We start from the raw sequence: 23916 nt of genomic DNA on the forward strand, positions 1-23916 counted from the left end.
GGGCTGCCTGTCGAGGCTCAGGCGATATGACGCGAGCGGTTTTCCCAGAAGGGTTTGCGCAGTTCGGTCTTCAGCACTTTACCGACGCTGGACAATGGCAAGGTGTCGCGCAGCTCCACACTGCGAGGGACTTTGTAGCTCGCGATGCGCTCGCGACAATGCGAGATGATTTCGTGCTCGCTGATGCACGACTCTGCCCGGCAGACGATGACGGCATGCACCGACTCACCCCACTTGTCACAGGGAATCCCGATCACGGCGCACTGCGCGACCGCCGGATGACTGGCGATGGCGCTCTCGACCTCGGCAGTGAAGATGTTCTCGCCGCCACTGACGATCATGTCCTTGAGGCGGTCGCAGATGTAGATGAACCCGTCCTCATCCATGTAGCCACCGTCGCCGGTGTGCATCCAGCCACCACGTAGCGTTTCGGCGGTCGCTTCGGGTTTGTTCCAGTACCCGAGCATGACGTTCGGACCTCGTGCCACCACCTCACCCACCGTGCCTCGCGGCACCTCGCGGTCTTCACTGTCGACGATGCGCACCTCGACGCAATTGATTGGCAGCCCTGCCGAATACATCTTGCCGCTGCGCTGGTGGGCTTCGCTGTGATGCTCGGGCGCAAGCAGACTGATGCTCGGGGACATTTCGGTCATGCCGTAGCCTTGCTGGAAATCTGCTGCCGAGAAGGCCCGGCGGGCACGATCGAGCAACGCCGGTGAAATCACCGAAGCGCCATAGGTGATTTCCCGCAGTGGACTCAAGTCAAGCACGGCGACGGCCGGGTCCGCCTCCCGTGCATCCAGCAACATCTGGATCATGGTCGGTGCCAGCAAGGTGTCGCTGGCTTGCTCCCCGCTGATCAATTCCAATGCCTCCCGGGGCTTGAACGCCGGTAACACCACATGGGTGCCGCCACTGATGAACAGCGCAACCATTGCCGCCAGGTCAGCCAGGTGGAACATCGGCATGGCATGCAGATACACGGTGTGCGGGCCAAAAAGCGCCTGACCGAGGACGGCCAAGGCAGAAAAACCGATGTTGTTGTGGCTGAGCATCACCCCCTTGGGAAAGCCCGTGGTGCCTCCGGTGTAGAACAGCCCCAACAGTGAATCGCCGCCACGCCGGGCATCTTCCACCGGTGCATGATTGGCGATCAAGGATTCGTAATTGAGCATGCCCGCGGGTGTTTCACCGTCGCCGGCATAAATCATCAGGCGCAGGGTTTTCGCCGTGCTGCCGATTTTTTCAGCCAGCGCCAGGAAGGTGTCGTCGACGATCAGTACCGACGTTTGCGAATCGTCCAGCGAGTAGACAATCTCCGCCGCGCTCCAGCGAATGTTCACCGGATTGAGCACGGCATCGGCCCAAGGCACCGCCAGGTAATACTCGATAAAGCGTTGTGAGTTCAGCGAAAGCATCGCCACGCGCTCGTCACTGGCCACACCCAATGCCTGGAGTGCACCGGCCAGACGGGCCACGCGATCACCCAATTGGGCAAACGTCACACCGTCGCCCTGGTAGCGGATGGCCGTGGCATCGGGGTGCTGCTGCATGTGGCGATGCAGCCCTTGAGTCATGTACATCGAAACCTCCCACTCTTGTTTTTATACGGAGTTCAACTGATGTGTTTTGCAGCCAAGACTTGTCAGAGCGAGCGGCCCACCAGCTCGCGCTGAATTTCGTTGGCACCACCGTAGATGCGTGTGACGCGTATTTCTGTCCACATGCGGCCGATCGGGTACTCGTTCATGTAGCCGTAGCCGCCGAAGAACTGCAGGCATTTATCGACCACTTCACCTGCCCTTTCGGTCAGCCAGAATTTGCCCATCGAGGCCTGGCTGGAGTCGAGCTTGCCGTCCACCCATTGCTGGATCAGGCAGTCACAGAAGGCCCGCGACGCGAGGGTGGTGGCCTTGATGTCTGCCAGGGTGAAGCGAGTGTTCTGGAAATCCAGTACGCGCTGGCCGAACACCTTGCGTTCCTTGGTGTAATCGAGCGTCAGCGCCAGGGCGCGCTCCATGGTGGCGGTGGCGTTGATGGCGATCTGCATGCGCTCATAAGGCAGTTGGTTCATCAGGGTGAAGAACCCTTTGCCTTCGACACCGCCGAGCAGGCAGTCGGCCGACACCGTGCAGTCGTCGAAGAACAGTTCCGCAGTGTCCTGGGCCTCCCAACCGAGCTTGTCGAGGGTCTTGCCACGGCGGAAACCCGGCAAGCGCGTGTCCACCAGGAAGATCGACAGGCCCTTGGCACCGCCGTCCTGGTCGGTCTTGGCCACGACCGCCACCATGTCGCAGATCTGGCCGTTGGTGATGAAGGTCTTGGCACCGTTGATGACGTATTGGTCGCCCTGCTTTACCGCCCGCGTGCGGATGGCTTGCAGGTCGGAACCGGTGCCCGGCTCGGTCATGGCCACCGCGCAGATCACTTCGCCCGAGGCGATTTTCGGCAACCACTGCTGTTTCTGCGCTTCGGTGCCGTCGGCCAGAATGTAGTGACCGACGATGTGGCTGATACCCAGCCCCAGACCGGTTACGCCGGCATAAGTCATTTCATTGATCACGGCGGCCAGATGCGCCGGCGTTCCGCCAGAGCCACCGTATTGCACCGGCACATCGGGCAGGATCATGCCCATCTCACCAGCGCTCAGCCAGGAAGCACGGTCAACCTGATGTTGCTCGCGCCATTGCTCTTCCAGTGGTACCAGCGATTGGGTGACAAAGCGGCGAACGCTGTCGGCAAAAGGTACAACGTCATCGTCCAGCCAGGGCGAACGGTAGTTATCCAGCATGGTGAAGGCCTCGAGTGCTTTGGAAGGGACTCCCGGATACCACTAGGGCATCCGGGATACGACGTCGCTTTAGAGAGTGCCGTGGCCGCCGCCGCAGACCAGGGTCTGGCCGGAAACGTAGTTGGCTTCCGGCAGGCACAGCATCACCACCGAACCTGCGGCTTCGTCCGGGGTGCCCGGACGGCCCAGCGGGATTACCTGGCTGGCGCCGTCGATCATGGCCTTCTGCACGCCGACCTTGATCTCGCGGCCTTCAATGGTGACGGTCTTGCTTTCATCGCCGGCCAGCGCCTGGGTCAGGCGGGTTTCGATAAAGCCGAAGGCCACGGCGTTGACGCACACCTTCATGCGCCCCCATTCCTTGGCCAGGGTCTTGGTCATGCCGAGGATGCCGGCCTTGGCGGCAGAGTAGTTGGACTGCCCGGCATTGCCGCCGGCGGCGATGGAGGAAATGTTGATGACCTTGCGGAACACTTCGCGGCCTTCGGCAGCCTCTTTCTTGGCCTGGGCGCTGATCACCGGTTGAGCGGCGCGCAAGATGCGAAACGGCGCGGTCAGGTGGCAGTCGATGATCGCGTACCACTGCTCATCGGTCATTTTCTGGATGACGTTGTCCCAGGTGTAGCCGGCGTTGTTGATGATGATGTCGATGCCACCGAAGCTTTCAACGGCAGTCTTGACGAAGCGCTCGGCGAAGTCGGGGGTGGTCACGCTGCCCACGCAGGCCACGGCATCGCCACCGGCGTTGCGAATCTCGGCGACCACTTCTTCGGCCGGAGCGGCATCTAGGTCGTTGACCACGATCTTGGCGCCATAACTTGCCAGTTGCAGGGCAACGCTGCGACCAATGCCACGACCGGAACCGGTCACCAGGGCTACTTTGCCTTCAAGCTTTTTCATTGTTCTGTTCTCATTTCTTGTTCGAATGTGGGTGTTCACGGCAGCTTCAGGCCAAAGCCACCACCGCGCTGCCTGCGAGTTTTTCTTCGCCGTACTGGTTGCTGCAGGTGATGTCGATGCGCACACATTGCTCGCCATCGACTTCGAACTTCTCGGCGATGGTGCCGCTGCAGGTCGGGACGTGAGCCAGTTGGGTGATGCCGGTGAAACGCATGGACAACGAACGGATCTGCCGCTGTGGCACCCAGTTGGTCAGCAAGCGGCCCAGATAGGCCGCCGACAACATGCCGTGGGCAAACACATCGGGCATGCGCGCCTTACGGGCAAAGTCGATGTCGACATGGATCGGGTTGTGGTCACCCGAAGCACCACAGTAAAGGGCCAGGGTTGTGCGGTTGATCGCAGGCAGTTGCAGCAACGGAATCTGGTCACCGACCCGGATATCGCTGTATTGAGTGCCGCACTTCAGAAATTTGCTCATCGACTGCTCCTCAACGCTGAACCAGCGTGCCGCGGATATCGGCAACATGTTCGCCGTGCTGATTGGTCACACGGGTTTCGTTGACCACGAACTGCAACGCGCCGCCCTTCTTCTCGTAAACGTCGGCAACGCGGCTGTCGAAAGTCAGGACATCGCCGGCCACCGCAGGCTTGTGGTAAACAAACGATTGCTCGGCGTGCAGGATGCGACCCAGATCGAAGCCGTAGACGTTCAACTGCTCAACCAGGTCCCGGCCCTCGCCCTGCAGGCAAAAAAGGAACGTCGCAGGCACCGGTAGCGACGGGTAGCCTGCGGCCTTGGCGGCAACTTCGTCGGTGTAGATCGGGTCGATTTCACCGATGGCCTTGGCGAAAAACCGCAAGCGACCCTTTTCCACTTCTACCTGGGTGACGCCCATGGAGCGCCCGATCAGACTTTTGTCTGCCATTTCATTTCACTCCTCTACGGGTTTATCAAGAGCCAGCAATGCTGCTCAAACCCCGTAGGAGCGGGCTTGCTTGCGATGGTCATCAACGATGACGCGCCCTGTCTGAATGATTGCGGTGTCCAGACATTTTTCGCGAGCGAGCTCGCTCCTACAGGGATCAGCATTAGGGCCAGGACTCAGGCGCGACCGTAAAGGGTCACGACACAAGCACCGCCCAGGCCGAGGTTGTGTTGCAAGGCCAGGTTCACGCCTTCAACCTGACGCGCCTCGGCGCTGCCGCGCAGCTGATGGGTCAGCTCGTAGCACTGGGCCAGGCCGGTGGCGCCCAGTGGGTGGCCCTTGGAGAGCAAACCACCCGACGGGTTCGTGACCACCTGGCCGCCGTAGGTGTTGTCGCCATCGAGCACGAAGCGCTCGGCGCCGCCCACCGGACACAGGCCGAGGGATTCGTAGGTCAGCAATTCGTTGTGCGCGAAGCAGTCGTGCATTTCGGCGACACGGATGTCCTGCGGGCCGACGCCGGCCTTCTCATACACTTCACCGGCCGCGCGCTGGGCCATGTCGAAACCGACCATCTGGATCATCGATGGCGGCTCGTAGGCAATCGGCGCGTCGGTGGTCATCGACTGGGCGAGGATCACCACGTCGGTGCGCAGGCCGTGCTTTTTGGCGAAGGCTTCGCTGCAAATGATCGCCGCCGCAGCGCCGCAAGTCGGTGGGCAGGCCATCAGGCGGGTCATCACGCCCGGCCAAACCACTTGGTCGTTCATCACGTCTTCAGTGGTGACGATCTTGCGGAACAGCGCCAATGGGTTGTTGGCAGCGTGGCGGCTGGCCTTGGCGCGGATCGCGGCAAAGGTGCTCATCTGCGTTCCGTACTTTTGCATGTGCTCACGGCCGGCGCCGCCAAACATACGCAGCGCCATGGGCACACCTTCGGCATCCGCAGTCAGCAGGTTCGCCACTTCGGAGCATTTGCCCATCGCCATCGGGCGGTCTTCCCACTGGTTTTTCAGGGCACCGGGCTGCATCTGTTCAAAGCCCAGGGCCAACGCGCATTCGACCGCCCCGCTTTCCACGGCCTGACGCGCCAGGAACAAGGCGCTGGAGCCGGTGGAGCAGTTGTTGTTGACGTTGACCACCGGAACACCGCTCAGGCCGACCTCATACAGTGCCGACTGGCCCGCAGTGGAGTCTCCGTAGACGTAGCCGACATAGGCCTGCTGCACCAGGCGATAGTCCAGGCCCGCATCCTTGAGCGCCCGGCGCGTGGCTTCGGCGCCCATTTCAATGTAGGAACCGCTGGCTCCCGGCTTGAGGAATGGGATCATGCCGACACCGGCGACGTAAGGTTTGTGCGACATACATACTCCTTGGAATTTCTTTGTTGTTTTTGTTGATCGGCGGTCCCGAGCAAACCACCCTCTTATCCTTGCGCAGCCGCTCCGGGCTGTACCCGCTCGGACGGGGGGAGCTCGGGTGGGGTGGGATGCGTCAGCGCTGGTGGTTCAGTGCGCACTCAAACAATCGCGCCAACGCTGCGCAGCTCATCGATCTGCGCAACGCTAAGCCCCAGTTGCTCAAGGATTTCCAGGGTGTTTTCGCCGTTTCTCACCAGACCACCCGCCTGCGCCGGTGTACGACTCAGGCGTGGCGCCGGGGCCGGATGCAGCACGCCGGCGGTCTCCATGAACAGGCCGCGCCCCTGGTTGTGCGGGTGGGTGGGTGCTTCACTGAAGTCCAGCACCGGGGCGAAGCAGGCATCGGTGCCTTCGAGCAGCTGGGTCCAGGTATCGCGGGTACGGGTCAGGAACAGGGCCTCAAGCTTCTCTCGCAGAAGCGGCCACGCTTGCTGCTGCCACTGTTGCTTGAAGCCCGGATCGTCGATTTCGCACAGCTCGAGCAGGAGCTGATAGAACTGCGGCTCGATGGCGCCAATCGACACGAATTTGCCGTCGGCGCAGCTGTAGCAACCGTAGAAAGGCGCGCCGCCGTCGAGCATGTTGCTCTGGCGCTGGTCGCCCCATTGGCCCTGATGACGCAGGTCGTAGTACATGCTGCCCAGCAGCGTGGTGCCGTCGCAGATGGCGGCGTCAACCACTTGTCCGAGGCCGGACTTTTGCGCCTCGAACAGCGCAGCGAGTATGCCGGTCAGCAGAAACATCGCTCCGCCGCCCATGTCACCCACCAGATGCAATGGCGGGGTCGGCGGACGGTCGGCATGACCCATGGCGTTGAGTACGCCGGACAGTGCGATGTAATTCAGGTCATGCCCCGCCGCAGGAGCCAGCGGCCCGCTCTGGCCCCAACCGGTCATGCGTCCATAGATCAATTTGGGATTGCGCTCAAGGCAGACTTCCGGTCCAAGGCCCAGGCGTTCCATGACGCCGGGACGGAAGCCCTCGATCAGCACATCGGCGCCGTCGATCAGTTTGAGCAGCACTTCATCGGCGCCGGGTTTACGCGGGTCGATAGCAATACTGCGCCGTCCGCGTCCAAGCAGGCTGCCATCGGCATTGAGAAAACCGGCCACCTGACGGTCGACACGAATAACCTGCGCGCCCATGTCCGCCAGCATCATGGCGGCGAACGGCGCAGGGCCGATCGCATTCATTTCAACTACTTTCACACCTGCCAAAGGTCCGGGCATTGTCGGGTTCTCTGCTCTTGTCATGAGGGGACAGGCGAGTGTGGCCAGTCCATTAGGGTCGGTGAGGTCGACTGGAAATACGGGCAGCACGCGGGTAGCATCACGACGTCGATCTGCTGCGCGTCTGCTCGTCAGCCGGCACTGATTCAGCACACTAGACGTACGGTGTGATGGCGTACCCACTCCACTTGGGGGAACCGTCCCACCCCACCCGTCCATAACAAGAACAGCTGTAGTCTGGATTCCCATGCCTGCCACCCGCCCCTTGATCACCACCCGTTTTTCACCGCCGCGCATCAGCAGCCATGCGGTGTTGCGCATGCCGCTGCTGTCGCGCTTGCTGGCGGCGCGCAATTGCCGCCTCACGCTGATCAACGGCAGCGCCGGATTCGGCAAGACCACGTTGCTGGCGCAGTGGCGTCAGAGCCTGCTCAAGGAAGGCAGTGGCGTGGTGTGGTTGTCTCTGTCCCAGGAGGACGCGACGCTGGAATCGTTCTCCGCCAACCTGATCGGCGCGCTGCAACAGGCCGGCCTGCCGCTGGATGACGACCTGCTGTTGCTGGTCAAGGGGGATGCACAGAACGGCTCGCTGGCCCTGGCGTCGGTGATGATCAACACGCTGGCGCGGGTCGATACGGCGCTGTACCTGATGATCGATGATTTTCAGTTCGCCACGGACCCCGCCATTTCAATGCTCATGCAGACCATGGTCGACAGTGCGCCGACGCAACTGCATGTGGTGCTTGCGTCGCGGGTGTTTCCCGAGTTGAAACTGGGCAGGCTGCGGGCCATGGCCGAGCTGTGCGAAATCAGCAGCACCGACCTGGGCTTCAGCTTCGACGAATCGCTGGCATTCCTGAAGGCCTATCTGGACGACGACGTCGACATCGATCTGGCCCACAGCATTCATGCCTCGACCGACGGTTGGCCCATCGGCCTGCAAATGATGTCGATCTCGCTCAAGGCCAACCCGCGTAAAGGCCTCAATAGCGAACGACTGCTGTCGAGCAAGGCCGGCCTGGTGGATTACCTGGTCGAAGACGTGATCAGCGATCTGCCGGCAGCGACGCTCACCTTCCTGGAACAGGTTTCGATCCTGCGCCGCTTCAACGAGAAGGTGGCCGCCGAAGTCAGCCAGAGTTGCGACGCACCAGCGCTGATTGCCAATATCGAGGCGCGCAACCTGTTCATCGTGCCCATGGACATGGAGTGCCGGAACCCGTGGTATCGCCTGCATCCGTTGTTCGCCGAGTTTCTGCAGCAGCGCCTGAGCGCCTCGGGCGCTGATCTGCAAGCGCTGCATCTGCGCGCTTCGGCGTGGTTCGAGCAGGCCGGCGTTGTCAACGAAGCCGTGCATCACGCGGTGCAGAGCGAGAATTTCGAAGCCTTGGTGGCGCTGCTTGAACGCAGCCAACCCGACCAGCACAACATCAGTTATCTCGGTCAGTTTGTGCGCTGGCTCGACTGCGTGCCGCTCGAGCGCTTGGTGCAACATCCCGGTGTGTTGCTGCAAGGCGCCTGGGGTTGTGTGCTGACGATGATGACCGGCAAGGCGAAGGCCTGGATCGATGCGCTGGAACAGAGCCCCCACGACGAAGCCCAGTTGAGCCCGCACATCGCGTTGGTCAGGGCGTCGATCGCCACGCAACAGGACAACCTGCCCCTGTGCCAACAACTGCTGGAAGGCATACGCGGGCATCGCTTCAATCATCCATTCAATGAGCAGATGCGTGCGTGCCTGCACGTCCACTGCCTCAATCAAACCGGTCAGCAGCAAGCGGCCTGGGATTACATCAACGCACCCCAGGCCCGGGCCATACGCATCAGTCATGACGAAGTGGCGCTGCTGGCCGTCGTCACCGCCGCCCATGGCGCCATGCTCAGCGGGAATGTGCGTGAAGCATCGCGCAATATCGTCGACGTACTGCTCGTGGCCGAGCGCGCCCATGGCCATCGCTCCATCAGCGCCACTTGCTGTGGCGTAGGAGCCGCCGAGACGCATTACGAAATGGACCGTATCGACGATGCGCGACAGGTGTTGGGCAATCGCCTCAATCTGCTGCACCTGTCGCCACCGGATATCACTATCAGCGCGATGATCAGCAATGCGCGTCTCAATTGCCTGCAGGAGTCTTCGGCGGCCGCATTGGCCTACCTGGCCAGCAAGGCGATCGGGCTACGCGCACAAGGTTTCGACCGCGCCGTGGCGTACAACCTGGCCGAGCAGATCCGTATCCTGTTGGGCAGTGGCGACTGGCGCCAATGCGAAAGCCAGCGCGCGGCACTGGAAGCGCTGGCCCATCGTCATGATGGCGACAGTCCGGCCGCCCACCAGATCGCCGCCCTCGCCGCCTTGTCGCGAGCCCGCACCTCGCTGGCCCGGCAAGAGTCGGAACGGGCACTTGGTGGCCCTCGACAGCCTGGAGCAACTGGCGACGCGTTACGCTCGCGGAATATGGAAAGTGCAGTCGCAATTGCTGCGCGCCGTAGCGCTCAATGATCTGGGGCAAACGGGAGAGGCCCGGATATTGTTGCGTCAGGTCGTGGCCGAAAGCCTGCGTCTTGGCCTGGTGCGTACCTTGCTGGACGAAGGCGCGCCACTGATCTCGCTGCTGGCTGAGCTGGAGTGCGAGGATGATCCGGTCTTGGAGAGCTATCGCAGTCGCCTGATCGCAGCGCCGCTGAACTTCAGCGTTGCGCCTTCGATGTCGGCGCGGGCCGCGACGGAAAGCGGCGTCAGCGAGTCTGCGCTATTCACCAAGCGCGAGATGGAAATCATCAGTCTGCTTGAGCAAGCCATGTCCAACAAACGCATGGCCCAGACCCTGAACCTGAGTCAGGAAACCATCAAGTGGAACCTCAAGAACATCTATGCCAAGCTTGGAGTGTCCGGGCGGTACGAAGCGCTGATCGCTGCCCGGCAACGCATCTCCCCAAACGAGTAGTGCCCCTGCAGGGAGCGAGCCTGTTCGCGATGGCGGCTTAACATTCAACAGATAAGTTGACGGTCAGGTTGCTATCGCGAGCAGGCTCGCTCCTACAGGGGTGCGGTGCTCAATCGGTGTTTCGATTGTTATCGAATACCGGCGCTACGCAGTGCTGCCGGGGTGTAATCGGCGAGATTCGCCGCGTTACCGTAAATGCTGCCGTGCCGGGATTCGTTCATCAAGGCATTGACCAGGTAGCGCCCGGCAATCAGGTCGTACAACGCCTGGGCCGCATAGGTACTGACGCCGTTGGCATAATCGTTATAGGCCATGCCTTCGGCCACCCGCCACAACTGCCCGCGGCCATCGTAATGGTCGATCAGTGCCGCCTGCCAGGTGTCTTCATCGATGTACATATGGCGTTTTGCATAAATGTTGCGCATGCCAGGTTTCAGGGTTGCCTCGACTTCCCAGACGCGGTGCAATTCATAGCGCGTCAGGTCCTGATTGATATGGCCAGGCTTGAGGATATCGGCGTATTTGAGCGATGGTGAAGCCAACCGGTAGTTGTTGTAGGGAATGTACATTTCCTTCTTGCCGATCAGTTTCCAGTCGTAGCGGTCGGGCGAACCATTGAACAGGTCGCCGTTATCCGTGGTGCGCATCCCGTCCGACGCGGTGCCCGGTCCGTCATAAGCGACCTGCGGGGCCCGACGAACCCGTCGTTGACCGGCGCTGTAGACCCACGCCAGGCGCGGTTCTTTCACCTGGTCGATGGTCTCGTGAATCAACGTCACGCTACCGGCCAGTCGCGGTGGTGCCGTCACTTCCTGCTTGTAGTAGAACAGGATGTTAGTTGCGTCAGCTTGGGCATCGGCAGGCATGAACTGCGGATACGCGATTTCATCGTTCAATTGAACAATGGTGAACGAACCATTGACCTGCGGCACCGCCTGCACAGTTTCGCGTTTCTGGTTCAAACCACGGTAGCGCGTCAAATGGTTCCATAATACTTCGACGCCACTCTTGGGGATTGGAAACGCGTAATAACGCGAGTCGGCGAAGTTCAGCAAGCCATTGCCGCCATCGGCTGGCTGCGTATTGAGCGCACTTTTCTTCGCGGCATCATAGACATTCTGCGGGTTAGCCGCAGTGCGATGGCTTGCGAATACCGGTATCTTGTAGGTATCGGGATAGCGTTTGAACATGGCCACCTGCCCCTCGCTCAGTCGGGCCTTGTACTGCCCGACGTTGGCAGCGGTAATGGTGAACAGGGGTTTCTCGCCGGCAAACGGGTCGCCGACGAACAGGTTCGTCACCGGCGCCGCATCCTGCTTGAGCCCACCAGTCCAGGCTGGAATGCTGCCTTCGGCATTACCTTCTTTCTGGGCGCCGAGCGGGGTCAGGCTGGTGCCTAGCTTGGCTGCTTCCTCCGGAGTAACGGCGGCCATTGCCTGACCGACGATCAGGGCCAATGACAACGCCCATGTTTGCATCATTGTTTTTGTTTTCATGCTGAGGTTCTCTCGCCTGTCTTCGTTTAGAAGTTCGCGCCAAAGCTGAGCGCGACGAAGTCACGATCACCGTTGGTATTAAAATGACCACCGAAGAAATCGGTGTAACTGAGGCTTGCGGTGTAAGTGCTGGCATAGTCGGCATCCAGGCCGACGCTGACGGCCTTGAGGCCTTCCTCGAAGTTGGGTCCATTGCCATTTACGTCATGGGACCAGGCCAGGTTCGGCGCCAGGTTGATACCGGCGAATACGTTCGGATAATCCAAACGCGCACGGGCACGGTAGCCCCACGAATCGGTGTCGTAGAAGCCCTTGTCATTACACTCCTGTTGCGGGTTGGTCGGCGTGGTTACGCCTGCCGGTTGCCCTGGAACCTGCGACACCGAACCCCGACAAGCCGCCAACCCGGCAGCACCAGGCAGGATGCCGCTGCCGAAGATGCCGCTGCGGCCAAAGCGCAGATCGGTACCGTCGGTCTCGCCCAGACCGTTGATTCGGTTGTACCCGACCTCACCCACCAGGGTCAGACGGCTTGCACCAAAGACCTGATCGAAGAATTGGGTAGCGGTCATCTGCGTCTGCAACACTGGCATGCGCTTGTAGCCATTGATCACGCCGCCGGGCGTGCTCGTGGCGAAACCTGTGGAAACCAGTGGTGACGTGGCAGTACCAAGGCTGCCGTTGATCAAGTCCTGGCTGTTGAGTTGCAGCGGCATGTTCGGACGATAACTGACCTCACCGCCCAGGGAAGTACCGCCCATATTGGTTTGGAAGCTCAAACCGTAGAGGCGAATGTCTTCGGGGTAATCAACGAAGTAGCGTGAATTACGTATCAGGTTCAGTGAGCTGGCCGGCGTACCCGGCCCCGTTGTGCGAACCGCGCTGAGCAATGGGTTGCGACTGTGGTAGTTCATGAAATAGGCAGCGAGTTCAGTGTCATTCATCTCCGGTACGAACCAGCGCAACGCCACGCCGAACTGACCACTGTCACTCGGCTCGTTGTCCTTGACTCGCGGAATGTAGACGTCGTCGACACCGCCACCCTGAGCCGCTGAGCCACCGACTGTCGCTGCGCCACCGGTATTCCTGGCCACGCCTGGCGCCAGGTCCAGACCGGAAACCACCAGTCGGTCATTGCACCCCTTGGCCACCGCATCAGAGCCGAAGAAGGTGCCGCAGTTATCGACGACGGTGCTTTCCCATTCCAATTGATAGAAGGCCTCCGCGCTCAAGTTCTCGGTGAAATTCTGCGACAGGTAGAACATGTTGACCGGGATCAGCCCTTCCTTGACCTCGGCGCCCGGGCGGCGCAATGCCGCGGCGTCCGTCGGGTTGATCGAGTTGATACCGTTACCGATGAAGGTACTTTCGCCCCAGCTCACCACCTGTTTGCCCAGGCGCACATTGCCCGGCAAATTGCCGATGGTGTAGTTGTGATAGACAAAAGCATCGAGGAATTCTGCGCCGGACGCCTTGGCCAGATCATTGCGGCCACTGTCGTCAATGTCATAGAACAGGCGATGTTCATCCTTGAGTTCGAAGTCGTACCAGTACTTGCCACGCACGAACACGCCGCTTTCGCCGTATTTGAGTTCCAGGTCATGCACGCCCTTGAAGATCTTCGAGAAGGTCTCGCCTTTCTTGAAGTTCAAGCGATTGTCATCGGACACCCGGGTCGACGCCTCGCCACGCTTGCCCTGGGAATTGAAGTTGGAAATGAAATCCGGATCCGGCCCACGCACGGCCCAACTGGCGCCCACCGACAACGACGAATCGAATTGCCCCTGTACCTCCCCGATATTGAAATTTACAGCGGTTGCTTGGGCACTGAAGCCGGAAGCGACAGCGATGGCCAACAGGTGTGGCCGAAAGCCTCTGTGCATTGTTGTTCTTATCATGCAGCACTCCGATTACGGATGAGGAAAAACGAGCGTCAATCGCTCAGACGAGTCAATAGCGCACCAATTGCTTCAAGCCCTGGGAGGCACTCGTAGGTTTCGGGAGCGGTGATTGCTCGGTGACTTTTTGTGTTTTTTTCAGTTACCGCGACGCGATGCTATGAGTCAGATCGCGTAATACGGCCCCTCAAAGGAGGGGAAAACGGGGGGGAGTGGGGGTGTGTTGGTGGGGTAATCGAATAGATCACCCTCAAGCATCTATAAACTCTGAAGATTTGGGACGAATTGGCGCCTCCAACTCCGCTGGAGACCGGAAAAGTGGACGTTAACCGGGGGGCTCTTTGATGTTTTTGCCTGTTACCCCGGTATAGCGGTAACGCCAAGCTTGTTGACCTCTATGGGTCGGTTTCAGCTGGCCGTAAAAGGCAGAAATCGGCCAATTGCGGACACTGGAGGCAGCACACATCCGCCCTTATCGCGAAGTATTCCTCGCCTGGCCATAGCGATCCCTGACCGCCTCATCGCCGGGCAGGGCTTACTCAGCATAAAAGGTCACTGTATCGGAGTTTATTGTGGAATCTGTGTCTGACTGTCGGCCCCTTCGCTCGCTAGCATTGATGCTCTCGCGGCGAAAAACGTGATGAAATCTTCAACCAGACGCTGATACCGATCAGCGCTAAGAGGGATCGAAATGTTCGACAGTTCCGCGGTGCTCACTGTTTTCTGGGTTTATCTGGCGGGCGTAGTGGTTCCGGGACCGAACTTCGTCGCCGTTGTTCACAAGGCAGTAGCCGCGACACGTGCCGAGGCGCTGGCCTTAGTCGCCGGTATAGTGACCGTGAACCTGCTCTGGTCTGGCTGTGCGATCACAGGCCTAGGCCTTGTGTTTGCAGCCTTCCCATGGGCGGTACTGGTTGTGAAGATAATGGGTGCTGCGTACCTGATGTGGTTTGGCATACGCCTGATCATTAAAGCAGGCAAGCATCCCGCCTTACGGCCTTGCGAGGGCCCGACTGGCAGCGTCCGGAAATCTTTCTTTCAAGGTGTCGTCACCAACATCGGCAATCCTAAATCCATGGCCTTCTACGCCGCCGTCTTTTCAGCAGCAGCCCCCGCCCACCCCTCGGTCAGCACCTTCGTCTCAATGCTGGCGGTTGTGGTGGTCGTTTCGCTGACCTGGTATGGACTGGTTGCGGTGGCTTTGTCGCAACCAACGATTTCCTCGGCGTATCAGAAGGCTCGGAAAGTGATTGATCGCCTGTGCGGTAGTCTGATTCTGGGCCTGGGAGTACGACAGCTGACCTGAGTATTGAATCGACCGCGAGACGTGGGGAGACTCCGCTATCGGCCAAAAGCAGCAGTTCAAGACTCCATCCAGAGGTCATTCAGCTTTGTGCTGAGCCACGTGAGCGTTAAACCCCCCAACAACGCTTACGGGTAGGCCGGGACTATCTTTGCCTGCTCGATCAGCCAATCGATGAGCAAAGCTATCTCAGGAATATCGCGACTCTCCTCGTTGCAGATGCAGAAATAATCCATCCCTGTCGGCACCTTCAGTGCAAAGGGTTGCACCAGGCGTCCCTCATCGAGGTCGCGTGACGAGTTGATCTCATCGCTGAGTGCAACACCATAGCCATCGCGAGCGGCCTGCAAGGCGATGCCGAGGTCTTCCAGATGGACATCGGCATCGCCCGGATATGGCAGGCGAGCCTCAAGCAACCAGCGCCGCCATTGAGTGCCGTCATCTTCATGCAAAAGACGATGGTGAATCAGGTCTGAGGGTTGCTTGAGCGCGTGGGGGCCGCGCAGTAATTGCGGGCAGCAAACCGGAAACATGTGCAGGTTCTGCAATGGTCGCCACCAGAACCCTTCCCAGATCGGGGCGTCATAGAGCACGGCAACATCTGCCCTGCGCCAGTCCACCTCGCTGATGTCGTCGGCAGTAATGACGCGCAGATGAATATGCGGATGTTCTGCACGAAAGGTGAACAACTTCGGCATCAGCCAGGCCGCGCCAAAAACCGGCTCTGTCGAAATGGTCAAGACTTTCGCCGTCGCCTCTTGGAAATCCGCCTCGCAGATCTGTCGCACCCCTTCAGTGATTTCGCCGATGCCTCGCGCGACCGAACGTTGTAGTGCCAAACCACGCTCCGTCAGCACTAGGTGGCGCCCCTGCTTATAGAACAGTTTGATGCCAAGTGAACCTTGCAAGGCTCTGATTTGCTGGCTGACGGCGCCCGCAGTTACATGAAGTTCAGCGGCGGCAGCGCCGACATGGCCCAGCCTTGCAACACATTCAAATACGCGAAACGCATGGAGCGGAGGCAAGGGCATGCGGGTCTACCATTTAGTTTTTCTGCCTATTTTGTTGGCAGTTTATATAGGTTGATTGCGCCTTCAGCAACCGCAAAGATTCAGCGGAGGGAGGCTAAAGACAACAATTCAATAGGTGGCCCTACGAAGCACAGGCAACAACAGGCGTGAGAAGTAAGCGATGAGGGGTGGGCTCGGTGCACCTCTACCTGTTTCGCTCGTGTGCCTTGGTAAATGAGATATCTGGCTGGATAACCTGGGGGACTCGTTACATGGATCAAGAACAAGACATTCAGTTGGCAACAGAGCCGTTGACAGCGGATCAAGCCGCAATGGAGGGGCCTACGAACCCGGAAAGGCGCAGGTTTAATACAGGCGTGTTGGTGGCTATTACTGCAACGGCCATCGGTACGTCAGGTCTTGGACGCTTGGCCCGAGCGGCGGAGTCCAACCCTGCCTCGGATGGCTTTCGGGTGCCCGCAGAGTGGGAGCCTCACCAGAGCGTGTTGATGGCGTACCCCTATGACAAAAGCTACAAGGATCAGCTCAAACCCATGCAAGATTCTGTCATCAATGTAGCGAATGCCATTGCGCAGTTCGAGCCGGTCTTGATGATGGCGATGACCGGCTATACCGAGGTTGTACGCAAGCGATGCGACCCTAACGTTACTGTCATCGAGAATCCATACAACGATTGCTGGACGCGTGATACCGCGCCAGTCTTCGCGCTGAGCCCATCAGGACACGACATGCTGGGACGAGATTTCATTTTCAACGGCTGGGGTAACAGGTGGTCGGCCACCCTGGATGATCAATTGCCCACTGGCGTGTGCGCCACGCTGAACGTGCCTAAATCACCAGTGAATATGGTCTTTGAAGGTGGCGCGGTGATTACCGATGGACAGGGCACGCTCATTACCACCGAACAGTGTTTGCTCAATCCCAATCGTAATCCAAGCATGACCAAGGCTCAGATCGAGACCGTGCTGCTGCGTGCCTATAACGCGACCAAAATGATCTGGCTGCCGTATGGGGTGTACGGCGACGACGGCGCTGCCGCTACCGATGGGCATGTCGACCTAGTTGCTGCCTACATCGAGCCAGCCCATCTGCTATTGAATTACCCGTCGGACCCAAACAACCCCAACGTGCCCAGGATGGCGGAAAACCTGGCAGTGCTGCAACAAAGCACCGATGCAAGAGGCCGCCCTTTCAAGATTACCAAGATGCCCGTTCAGCCAACATTCAAGGTGTCTGGCCTGACAGTGGAGAACTTCAGCTACATCAACTTCTACAAATCCAACGTCGGCATCGTGGTTCCTACTTCAAGCACTCCTGCAGATGAGATTGCCTTGAATCTCTTCCGTGAGATTTTTCCGGGACGGCCAGTCGTGGGTGTCGATGGCACCATCCTTGCCAACAATGGCGGTGGTGTGCATTGCATCACCCAACACATTCCTAGTGTCGGTTAGCTCGGAAAGGATTGCCGCCTATGAGGCGCAAGCAATAGCCAGACGGCTTTCCCTCGCAGGGTTGGGCCAGTTCGGCTGATCCAGCCCTGCGTGGGGAATCACCGCCCAACTCCAAAAGATGACGTGCCCGCGTTTGTGCATGCCGCTGCCTGGTGCATCCCGTCACCGCCTGCAAGAAGCGCAGGAGACATTTGCGAGAACCCCTATCGTTTAGTTTTTTTGCTTGAGTTAATTGCAATTTATATAGATTGATTGTGATTCAAGCCGCCGCAACAATTCATCCGAAGCTAGGCCAAAGACAATAATTCAAAAGGTGGTCCTATGAAGTACAAGCAGCAACAGCCGTGGCAAAAAATCGATATGGGAGCGGACACGGTGTCCTGGAGCACCGCCCGCGTTGGAGTCGGTAGCCTGCGTGCCGTCCTGCTGAAAGCTCTGACGATGCTTGCAGGCCCGGCGCTGGCAGCCAAACGATTGGGCACCATTTCCCAAAGCTGTGAGAAATTGATCAAGCATCAACTCCCCCGTTCGCTCCTCGCTACGATCTGCAGCCTGGGCCTGCTGAGCGCTAACGCTCATGCGGAAGAGCGCACGCTGCGTGTCTACAACTGGTTCGACTACGTCGCGCCGCCGACCTTGGACAACTTCAAGAAGGAGAATGGCGCAAAGCTGGTCTACGACATCTTCGACAGCAACGAAACCCTGGAGGCCAAACTGCTCACCGGCAACTCCGGTTATGACGTGGTGGTGCCATCCGACAGTTTTCTCGCCAAGCAAATTCAGGCCAACGCGTTCCAGCCACTTGACCGCAGCAAGCTACCCAACTGGAAGCATCTGGACCCGCAACTGATGAAGCTGATCGAAGCCAACGATCCGGGTAACCGTTTCGCCGTGCCTTATTTGTACGGAACCGTACTGATCGGTTTTAACCCGGCCAAGGTCAAGGCTGCGCTCGGCGAAAACGCGCCGGTGGACAGCTGGGATCTGATCTTCAAGGAAGAGAACATTGCCAAGCTCAAGCAGTGCGGCGTGGCCCTGCTCGATTCGCCGACGGATATGATCCCCATCGCCCTCCACTACCTGGGCCTGCCGCCCAACAGCACTGAGGCCAAAGACTACGCGAAGGCCGAAGAACTGCTGAAAAAGATCCGCCCCAACGTCGCCTACTTCCACTCTTCAAAATACATGACCGATATCGCCAATGGTGACATCTGCGTGGCTGTGGGTTACTCCGGCAGTTTCTCCCAGGCGGCCAATCGCGCCAAGGAGGCCGGCAACGGCGTGGTGGTGGACATGCGTTTGCCCAAGGAAGGCGCACCGGTCTGGTTCGACGTACTGGCCATCCCCAAGGATGCGAAGAACCCAGATGATGCCCATGCCTTTATCAACTACCTGCTGCAGCCGCAGGTGATTGCCCCGATCAGCGACTTCGTCGGCTATCCCAACCCGAACAAGGACGCCACTGCTCTGGTCAGCCCGGAAATCCGCAACAACCCCAATCTCTACCCCTCCGCCGACGTCCAGCAGTCCCTCTTCGCTCTGGTGCCACTGCCGTCTAGTGCAGAACGCGCTCGCACCCGTGCATGGACCAAGCTCAAGTCGGGAACCTAAAAGTAAGTTGCGCTGCGCCAGTGAGGCCCAACGGAACCAGGCACATGGCCGATGCGGTTTCACTGGTGCGCAGCGCCAATCAAGCCACCTTGTAGATCCAGTAGCCAGTGGTAACAGCATGATTGAAGTAACTGAAGTTTCCATTGCCGAGTTGCGCGCAGCCCTCGAAGCTGGCCGGACCACGGCAGTTGAGTTGGTCCAGGCCTATCTCTCACGAATCGATGCCTACGACGGCCCCAACACGCCCACCGCCCTCAACGCGGTGGTGGTGCGCAACCCGAATGCGCTTGAAGAAGCGCAGGCCTGCGACGCCCGTCGTGCCCGTGGCGAGACCCTCGGTCCGCTCGATGGTATTCCCTATACAGCCAAGGACAGCTATCTGGTCAAAGGCCTGACCGCGGCGTCCGGCAGCCCGGCCTTCAAGGACCTGGTTGCCTATCGCGATGCGTTCACCATAGAGCGCTTGCGCGGCGCCGGTGCGATCTGCCTGGGCAAGACCAATATGCCGCCCATGGCCAATGGCGGCATGCAGCGCGGCGTGTATGGCCGTGCCGAGAGCCCGTACAACGCGGTCTACCTCACTGCACCCTTCGCCTCGGGTTCCTCCAACGGCGCAGGTACGGCCACCGCTGCCAGTTTCGCCGCCTTCGGCCTTGCTGAAGAAACCTGGTCGAGCGGCCGCGGGCCGGCCTCAAACAATGGTCTGTGCGCCTATACACCGTCGCGCGGGGTGATCTCGGTGCGCGGCAACTGGCCACTGACGCCCACCATGGATGTGGTCGTGCCTTATGCCAGGACCATGACCGACCTGCTCGAGGTGCTCGACGTGGTGGTGGCCGAAGACGCCGACAAACGTGGCGACCTATGGCGCTTGCAACCTTGGGTGGCGATCCCCAGCGTCGCCTCGGTGCGTCCTGCCTCCTACTTGGAACTGGCTGCTAGGCCCGCCGCACTCGCCGGCAAGCGCTTGGGCGTACCGCGCATGTACATCAACTCCGACCCCGACGCGGGCACCAGCGAAGCGCCGGGTAACGGGTGGGCGAGAGGCCAGCGGATCAACACCCGTGCCTCGGTGATCGCCCTCTGGGAAAACGCACGAAAGACTCTGGAAGCGGCCGGTGCAGAAGTGGTTGAGACAGACTTCCCGCTGGTCTCCAATTGCGAGGGTGATCGACCTGGAGCGCCGACGGTGTTAACCCGCGGCCTGGTGTCCAGAGAGTTCCTCCATCACGAACTGTGGGACCTGACCGTCTGGGCGTTCGATGACTTCCTGCAAGCCAACGACGATCCCAAACTAAACCGTCTGGCTGACGTCGACGGCCCGCAGATTTTTCCGCACGCCCCAGGCGCTCTGCCTGACCGTGAAGATGGCGCGGCCATTGGCATGGAAGAATACGTGCGCATGGCCGAGCGTGGCATCACCCCGTGGGATCAGATCACCACACTACCCGATGGCCTGCGCGGGCTGGAGCAGACCCGGCGTATCGATCTTGAGGAGTGGATGGATCGGCTGGGGCTCGACGCGGTGATCTTCCCGGCAGTCGCCGACGTGGGCCCGGCGAATGCCGATGTCGATCCGCAATCGGCGGATATCGCTTGGAGCAACGGCGTATGGGTCGCCAACGGCAACCTGGCCATCCGTCACCTCGGCGTGCCAACGGTCACCGTGCCGATGGGTGTGATGCCGGACATCGGCATGCCCGTCGGCCTGACGTTTGCTGGGCGCGCCTACGACGACTCAGCGCTGCTGCGCCTGGCGTCGGCGTTTGAGGCCACCGGATCAAAGCGCTTGATCCCGGTGCGAACCCCACCCTTGCCAGGCAGCTGAAAACCGCAATGGGGCTGGCGCGACAAAACGCCAATCCAGCCCGGTCACGGCAAGCTCGAGCAACAAAAACTAACCTCTACCCCAGCGAGCACTGCGTGAGCGTATGCATGTCTGGGTCAGCTTCAGTAACCCGCATTGAGAATCCCATGCTAAATGACAATTCGATAATTGATCAGGCGATGACGCGTGACAGCCTGTATGGCACCGAGGGTGAACCGACCTACGGTGGTATCACCAGCTTTATGCGGCGTCGCTACACCCGCGATTTGCGTGGCGTGGATATCGCCATTAGCGGCATCCCGTTCGATACCGCGACCAGCAATCGACCGGGCAGCCGCTTCGGACCACGGGCCATCCGCGAGGCATCGGTGCAGTCAGCCTGGGCACGTCACTGGCCTTGGGAATTTGACCCATTCGATCTGCTGGCTTGTGTCGATTATGGCGATTGCTACTTCGATTACGGCACCCCGGAGCAGACCCCTGCAGCGATCAGGGCCCATGCCGAGCGGATTCTGGCGGCGGGTACTGCGATGCTGACCCTGGGCGGCGATCACTTCATCAGCTATCCGCTGCTGCAAGCTCACGCGGCCAAGTATGGTCCGCTGTCGTTGATCCATTTCGATGCGCACCATGACCTGGAGTCCGACGGCGAGGACAAGCGTATCGACCACGGCTCGATGTTTTATCACGCCGTCCGCGAAGGGCTGATTGATCCTGCACGGTCCATCCAGATTGGCCAGCGCACGACCAATGACGACGTCATGGGCTTTCAGGTGTTGAATGCCAGTGAAGTACATGATCGCTCTACCAAGGAACTGGCAGAAATTATCCGGGCGCGCGTTGGCGACCATCCGGTCTATCTCACCTTCGATATCGACTGCCTCGACCCGGCATTTGCCCCTGGCACGGGGACGCCGGTCTGCGGTGGACTATCGAGCCATCAGGCCTTGGCCATTCTGCGAGGTCTGCGCGGTATCAACCTGATTGGCATGGACGTGGTGGAGGTAGCACCGCCATATGACCACGCCGAGATTACTGCGCTTGCCGGGGCCGCGTTGGCGATGGAAATGATCTGCCTGTATGCCGCGCGGCATTAGCTGTAAACCAGTGGTCTGGACAGCTACAGACATTTTCGACCAGTTGCTGTCATGACAGCAACTGGCCGGTTTCTGCCTGCCCCCACCGGCCGCTTAGGGTCGATCAGAGCCCTTCGCGCCCAGCCGCAATCAATGCCAATACGCTGCAAATGTGCCACCTTGGAGGCCTTAGAGTCTGGGTGCCGGGAACGCTGGGCGACCTTTCTGTAAGGGTGGTCTCAGCACGCGCTATTGGAAGCAGTGACACCTTAATCTGTCAGGAGCCGCTCTTCAGCTTGGGGTTTCTGGTGCTGGGCTTACGTTTTACGCTGGGAGCCTGACGCACCAGCGTCAGTTGTTGCTCCAACGTTTCGGCACGGGCATGCTGTGCTGCTGCCAATTGTCGAGATTGACTGAGCTCGTGCTGAATGGACTCAACACGCCGTTGCAACTGCTCGACTTGGCGTCCGACAGCCTTGAGTTCGGCCGTCATGGCTCTACCCTCCTCCCGCGCGCGGTCGACCTCGCGGTGCGCTCGATCTTCGACCCCGCGTATATAGACTTCCTGCGCAACCCGCTCCTGCTCGGCCTTGAGCCGCAACGACTCCAGGTCCTGCTGCAACGCCTGGTTGTGCTCCTGAGCTTCGCGGCGCTCATGCAGCAAGATCTCACGCTGCTGCTGCAGGTCCTCGATCTGCGTCTGGCGCTGGGACAATAGCAACTCCAGATCAGCCAGGCGCAACTCAGCTGCCTCACGCCCAGCCAAGGCCTCCGCCGCCTGCTGGCGAAATAGTGCCGCGTCTTGACGCGCCTGATCCTCGACCGCGGCCACCCGCTCGCGTTCTGCGCTCAGCACCTGACGTTGCTCCGCGAGGGTTTGTTCGGCGACGCCTTGCGCCAGGTGAATAGCCTGCTGCCACACCGCGACAAACGCCTGCGACACCTCGCCGGGCAATGCTGGCAGGCGGGTCTCGCCGCTCAGCCGTTCGGCCAACCGCCCCCACCATTGGTCGAGCAGGCCACCGACCCGCGCCGGGCTGCCGCGGCCCAACTCCAGACGCACGCGCTCCACCGTTGGCCGTTCGCCGCGGGCCAGGACTGCATCCGCGGCGGCAAACACCTCATTTTCCGGCACTCCTACTGCCATGGCTCATCTCCGGCTATATTAGGTCTGATAATAGAATGTTATCCGACGTTATTTTATGAATATTTGGATTATCATACGTTGAACGTATTAGATATTACAGATCAGTTGTTCTTGGTCAACGAAACGCCGCTGGAACTGCACGTTCTCGCCGAAAACGCCCAGGAGGCCGCGGCGGCCTTTATCGCCGCCGGCACCGCGGCCAACACGGTGCGCAGTTACCGCAGCGCCCTCACCTATTGGTCGGCCTGGCTGCAACTGCGTTATGGCCAGGCACTGGGCGATGGCCCGCTACCAGCCGCGGTGGCGATTCAGTTCGTGCTAGAGCACCTGGCACGGCCACTGGAAGACGGCACTTGGGCGCACCTGTTGCCGCCGGGCGTTGACGCCGCGCTGGTCACTGCCCGGGTCAAGGCCAAGCTGGGGCCGCTGGCGTTCAACACGGTCAGTCACCGTTTGGCCGTGCTGGGCAAATGGCACCGGATCAATGAGTGGGACAATCCAACCGAAGCGTCGGCGCTGAAGACCCTCCTGCGCGAAGCGCGTAAAGCCCAGTCGCGCCAGGGCGTGAACGTGCGCAAGAAAAGCGCGATCGTGCTCGAGCCATTGCAGGCGCTGCTCGCCACCTGCAACGACGGCGTACGCGGCATTCGCGACCGCGCCCTGCTCCTGCTGGCCTGGAGTGGCGGCGGGCGACGGCGTTCGGAAGTGGTGGGCCTGCAACTGAGCGACGTGCGCCAACTGGATGTCGACACCTGGCTGTACGCCTTAGGCGCGACCAAGACCGACACCGGAGGCGTGCGTCGTGAGAGGCCGCTGCGTGGTCCAGCAGCACAAGCACTTTCCGCCTGGCTGGGGGC

At 60.1% G+C, this 23916-nt stretch carries 19 protein-coding genes; 8 read left to right on the forward strand and 11 right to left on the reverse strand.

Features of this window, described 5'->3' with window-relative positions; translation table 11 throughout:
• Positions 1-17: 17 nt before the first annotated feature.
• The 7 genes from PMI22_RS26050 to PMI22_RS26020 form a co-directional block, all read right to left on the reverse strand.
• A complete protein-coding gene (locus PMI22_RS26050) occupies positions 18-1586 on the reverse strand; it encodes a long-chain-fatty-acid--CoA ligase (protein WP_007943002.1) in 1569 nt (522 codons plus the stop codon).
• A 62-nt stretch (positions 1587-1648) separates the two neighbouring features.
• Positions 1649-2794: an acyl-CoA dehydrogenase family protein gene (locus PMI22_RS26045; RefSeq protein ID WP_007943004.1), complete on the reverse strand. Its 1146-nt coding sequence runs from the start codon at positions 2792-2794 to the stop codon at positions 1649-1651.
• 69 nt (positions 2795-2863) lie between these two features.
• The gene (locus tag PMI22_RS26040) at positions 2864-3694 is read right to left on the reverse strand and encodes an SDR family NAD(P)-dependent oxidoreductase (protein WP_007943005.1); all 831 of its coding nucleotides are present in this window, start codon (positions 3692-3694) and stop codon (positions 2864-2866) included.
• A gap of 46 nt (positions 3695-3740) precedes the next feature.
• Positions 3741-4175 carry a MaoC family dehydratase gene (locus tag PMI22_RS26035; protein WP_007943006.1) on the reverse strand — a complete coding sequence of 145 codons (435 nt, stop codon included), beginning with the start codon at positions 4173-4175 and terminating at the stop codon, positions 3741-3743.
• A gap of 10 nt (positions 4176-4185) precedes the next feature.
• The gene (locus PMI22_RS26030) at positions 4186-4623 is read right to left on the reverse strand and encodes a MaoC family dehydratase N-terminal domain-containing protein (protein WP_007943007.1); all 438 of its coding nucleotides are present in this window, start codon (positions 4621-4623) and stop codon (positions 4186-4188) included.
• A gap of 176 nt (positions 4624-4799) precedes the next feature.
• Positions 4800-5987, reverse strand: a complete 1188-nt coding sequence (locus PMI22_RS26025; protein WP_007943008.1) for a lipid-transfer protein — start codon at positions 5985-5987, stop codon at positions 4800-4802.
• Positions 5988-6142: 155 nt separating this feature from the next.
• A complete protein-coding gene (locus tag PMI22_RS26020; protein ID WP_007943009.1) occupies positions 6143-7273 on the reverse strand; it encodes a CaiB/BaiF CoA transferase family protein in 1131 nt (376 codons plus the stop codon).
• 247 nt (positions 7274-7520) lie between these two features.
• Here PMI22_RS26020 and PMI22_RS26015 point away from each other — a divergent pair, with 247 nt between their 5' ends.
• Positions 7521-9773, forward strand: coding sequence for an AAA family ATPase (locus PMI22_RS26015; protein ID WP_007943010.1), 2253 nt, complete (start codon positions 7521-7523; stop codon positions 9771-9773).
• Complete coding sequence (locus PMI22_RS32225; protein WP_007943011.1) at positions 9736-10218, forward strand: response regulator transcription factor; 483 nt, start codon at positions 9736-9738, stop codon at positions 10216-10218. Before PMI22_RS26015 ends, PMI22_RS32225 begins: the two co-directional genes overlap by 38 nt.
• 128 nt (positions 10219-10346) lie before the next feature.
• Here the strand turns inward: PMI22_RS32225 and PMI22_RS26005 are convergent, their stop codons facing one another.
• On the reverse strand, positions 10347-11714 hold the full coding sequence (locus PMI22_RS26005; protein ID WP_007943012.1) for a DUF1329 domain-containing protein: 1368 nt from the start codon (positions 11712-11714) through the stop codon (positions 10347-10349).
• Between the two features lie 26 nt (positions 11715-11740).
• Complete coding sequence (locus PMI22_RS26000) at positions 11741-13612, reverse strand: DUF1302 domain-containing protein (RefSeq protein WP_007943013.1); 1872 nt, start codon at positions 13610-13612, stop codon at positions 11741-11743.
• A 691-nt stretch (positions 13613-14303) separates the two neighbouring features.
• Between PMI22_RS26000 and PMI22_RS25995 the strand changes: the two genes are divergently transcribed.
• A complete protein-coding gene (locus tag PMI22_RS25995) occupies positions 14304-14918 on the forward strand; it encodes a LysE family translocator (RefSeq protein ID WP_007943015.1) in 615 nt (204 codons plus the stop codon).
• A gap of 125 nt (positions 14919-15043) precedes the next feature.
• Here the strand turns inward: PMI22_RS25995 and PMI22_RS25990 are convergent, their stop codons facing one another.
• Positions 15044-15946: a LysR substrate-binding domain-containing protein gene (locus PMI22_RS25990; RefSeq protein WP_007943017.1), complete on the reverse strand. Its 903-nt coding sequence runs from the start codon at positions 15944-15946 to the stop codon at positions 15044-15046.
• Positions 15947-16197: 251 nt separating this feature from the next.
• On the opposite strand from PMI22_RS25990, the gene PMI22_RS25985 reads away from it, so the two are divergent.
• The 4 genes from PMI22_RS25985 to speB all read left to right on the forward strand — a co-directional run bounded on the left by PMI22_RS25985 (position 16198) and on the right by speB (position 21933).
• Positions 16198-17397: an agmatine deiminase family protein gene (locus PMI22_RS25985; protein ID WP_202949199.1), complete on the forward strand. Its 1200-nt coding sequence runs from the start codon at positions 16198-16200 to the stop codon at positions 17395-17397.
• A 321-nt stretch (positions 17398-17718) separates the two neighbouring features.
• Entirely contained in the window at positions 17719-19008 is a 1290-nt protein-coding gene (locus PMI22_RS25980; RefSeq protein ID WP_007943019.1) for a polyamine ABC transporter substrate-binding protein, read from the forward strand.
• Between the two features lie 118 nt (positions 19009-19126).
• Positions 19127-20836 carry an amidase gene (locus PMI22_RS25975; RefSeq protein WP_007943020.1) on the forward strand — a complete coding sequence of 570 codons (1710 nt, stop codon included), beginning with the start codon at positions 19127-19129 and terminating at the stop codon, positions 20834-20836.
• Between the two features lie 146 nt (positions 20837-20982).
• Positions 20983-21933 (forward strand): agmatinase, encoded by a 951-nt coding sequence (gene speB / locus PMI22_RS25970; protein ID WP_007943021.1) that lies wholly within the window; start codon positions 20983-20985, stop codon positions 21931-21933.
• 256 nt (positions 21934-22189) lie between these two features.
• Here the strand turns inward: speB and PMI22_RS25965 are convergent, their stop codons facing one another.
• Complete coding sequence (locus PMI22_RS25965) at positions 22190-23059, reverse strand: DNA-binding protein (protein ID WP_007943022.1); 870 nt, start codon at positions 23057-23059, stop codon at positions 22190-22192.
• Between the two features lie 78 nt (positions 23060-23137).
• On the opposite strand from PMI22_RS25965, the gene PMI22_RS25960 reads away from it, so the two are divergent.
• Positions 23138-23916, forward strand: a 779-nt coding sequence (locus tag PMI22_RS25960) for a hypothetical protein (protein WP_007943024.1), incomplete at its 3' end; no start/stop codon positions are given.

This window comes from Pseudomonas sp. GM21 (genome assembly GCF_000282215.1).
Lineage (GTDB): Bacteria > Pseudomonadota > Gammaproteobacteria > Pseudomonadales > Pseudomonadaceae > Aquipseudomonas.

What these genes read in the sequence shown, in the direction of transcription:
- PMI22_RS26050 (WP_007943002.1), bottom strand. Translation starts at nt 1,586, where the DNA reads ATGTACATGACTCAAGGGCTGCATCGCCACATGCAGCAGCACCCCGAT.
- PMI22_RS26045 (WP_007943004.1), bottom strand. Translation starts at nt 2,794, where the DNA reads ATGCTGGATAACTACCGTTCGCCCTGGCTGGACGATGACGTTGTACCT.
- PMI22_RS26040 (WP_007943005.1), bottom strand. Translation starts at nt 3,694, where the DNA reads ATGAAAAAGCTTGAAGGCAAAGTAGCCCTGGTGACCGGTTCCGGTCGT.
- PMI22_RS26035 (WP_007943006.1), bottom strand. Translation starts at nt 4,175, where the DNA reads ATGAGCAAATTTCTGAAGTGCGGCACTCAATACAGCGATATCCGGGTC.
- PMI22_RS26030 (WP_007943007.1), bottom strand. Translation starts at nt 4,623, where the DNA reads ATGGCAGACAAAAGTCTGATCGGGCGCTCCATGGGCGTCACCCAGGTA.
- PMI22_RS26025 (WP_007943008.1), bottom strand. Translation starts at nt 5,987, where the DNA reads ATGTCGCACAAACCTTACGTCGCCGGTGTCGGCATGATCCCATTCCTC.
- PMI22_RS26020 (WP_007943009.1), bottom strand. Translation starts at nt 7,273, where the DNA reads ATGCCCGGACCTTTGGCAGGTGTGAAAGTAGTTGAAATGAATGCGATC.
- PMI22_RS26015 (WP_007943010.1), top strand. Translation starts at nt 7,521, where the DNA reads ATGCCTGCCACCCGCCCCTTGATCACCACCCGTTTTTCACCGCCGCGC.
- PMI22_RS26005 (WP_007943012.1), bottom strand. Translation starts at nt 11,714, where the DNA reads ATGAAAACAAAAACAATGATGCAAACATGGGCGTTGTCATTGGCCCTG.
- PMI22_RS26000 (WP_007943013.1), bottom strand. Translation starts at nt 13,612, where the DNA reads ATGATAAGAACAACAATGCACAGAGGCTTTCGGCCACACCTGTTGGCC.
- PMI22_RS25995 (WP_007943015.1), top strand. Translation starts at nt 14,304, where the DNA reads ATGTTCGACAGTTCCGCGGTGCTCACTGTTTTCTGGGTTTATCTGGCG.
- PMI22_RS25990 (WP_007943017.1), bottom strand. Translation starts at nt 15,946, where the DNA reads ATGCCCTTGCCTCCGCTCCATGCGTTTCGCGTATTTGAATGTGTTGCA.
- PMI22_RS25985 (WP_202949199.1), top strand. Translation starts at nt 16,198, where the DNA reads ATGGATCAAGAACAAGACATTCAGTTGGCAACAGAGCCGTTGACAGCG.
- PMI22_RS25980 (WP_007943019.1), top strand. Translation starts at nt 17,719, where the DNA reads ATGAAGTACAAGCAGCAACAGCCGTGGCAAAAAATCGATATGGGAGCG.
- PMI22_RS25975 (WP_007943020.1), top strand. Translation starts at nt 19,127, where the DNA reads ATGATTGAAGTAACTGAAGTTTCCATTGCCGAGTTGCGCGCAGCCCTC.
- speB (WP_007943021.1), top strand. Translation starts at nt 20,983, where the DNA reads ATGCTAAATGACAATTCGATAATTGATCAGGCGATGACGCGTGACAGC.
- PMI22_RS25965 (WP_007943022.1), bottom strand. Translation starts at nt 23,059, where the DNA reads ATGGCAGTAGGAGTGCCGGAAAATGAGGTGTTTGCCGCCGCGGATGCA.